Annotated in this window: 1 protein-coding gene; it reads right to left on the bottom strand. The window is 76.2% G+C overall.

Features of this window, described 5'->3' with window-relative positions:
- Nucleotides 1-1,155 (bottom strand): AAA family ATPase (locus tag GTQ99_RS23335; protein WP_166618029.1); only part of this gene is annotated, 1,155 nt, incomplete at its 3' end.
- Between the last annotated feature and the right edge of the window lie 177 nt (nucleotides 1,156-1,332).

Consider the following 1,332-nt stretch of genomic DNA (forward strand, 5'->3'; position numbering starts at 1 on the left):
GGCGCGCAGCGCGGCCGCGACCCGCTGGTCCTCGGCGCGGGCGGCCGCGTCGGCCTCGGCGCGGCGGGCGAGCACGTCGTCGAGGGCCCCGCGGTGGGCGGCGACCTGCGCGGCGAGCTCGCCCTCCTCGGCGCGGACCCGGTCGGCGGCGGCCTGCAGCTCCTCGGGGTCGCGGCGGCCGGCGGGCTCGTCGGGCTCGGCGGCCAGCAGCCGCAGCCGCTCGGCGGCCAGCGCCTGCACGCCGCGCAGCCGCTCGGCCAGCGACTGCAGCCGGTGGTGGGTCTCGACGGCGCGCGCCAGGTCCGGAGCGGCCGCGGCGGCCGCCTGCTCGGCGGCCGCCAGGCGGCGGGCGGCCTCGGCGAGGTCGGCCTCGACCTGCACCTGGCGCTGCTTGAGGGCGGCCTCGTCGGCCTCGTCGCGCTGCAGGGACGTGCTGGCCTGCACGAGGTCGTCGGCCAGCAGCCGCAGCCGCGCGTCGCGCAGGTCCGCCTGCACGACCTGGGCGCGCCGCGCCGCCTCGGCCTGGCGGCCCAGCGGCTTCAGCTGGCGGCGGATCTCGGTGACGAGGTCGGCCACGCGCGTGAGGTTGGCCTCCATCGCGTCGAGCTTGCGCAGCGCCTTCTCCTTGCGGCGGCGGTGCTTGAGGACGCCCGCGGCCTCCTCGATGAAGGCGCGCCGCTCCTCGGGGGAGGCGTGCAGGACGGCGTCGATCTGGCCCTGGCCCACGATGACGTGCATCTCGCGGCCGATGCCGGAGTCGCTGAGCAGCTCCTGCACGTCCAGCAGCCGGCACGTCTGGCCGTTGATGGCGTACTCGGAGCCGCCGGTGCGGAACATCGTCCGGGTGATCGTCACCTCGGCGAACTCGATGGGCAGCGCGCCGTCGGTGTTGTCGATCGTCAGGCTGACCTCGGCCCGGCCGAGCTGGGAGCGTCCCTGCGGGCCGGTGGTGCCGGCGAAGATGACGTCCTCCATCTTGCCGCCGCGCAGGCTCTTGGCGCTGTGCTCGCCCATCACCCAGGTGAGGGCGTCCACGACGTTGGACTTCCCGGAGCCGTTCGGGCCGACCACGCACGTGATCCCCGGCTGCAGCCGCAGCGTCGTCGCGGAGGCGAACGACTTGAACCCCTTGAGGGTGAGGGTCTTCAGGTGCACGGGACGGCAGCCTAACGAGGGCGGCACCCCGATCGGCGGAGGCGGAGCGGGCCGCGCCCGGGGCCGCTTGGTCATTCCGGGGTGGAATGACGCTCGCGGCGACACGCGCCGCGTGCGGGTGCCGGGGCGCGGCGGCGGTAGAACGGCGGGGAGACCCCGTCGTCCTGGAAGGACACC

It is taken from the genome of Kineococcus vitellinus, from assembly GCF_009906315.1.
In the GTDB taxonomy this organism is placed as follows: Bacteria; Actinomycetota; Actinomycetes; order Actinomycetales; family Kineococcaceae; genus Kineococcus; species Kineococcus vitellinus.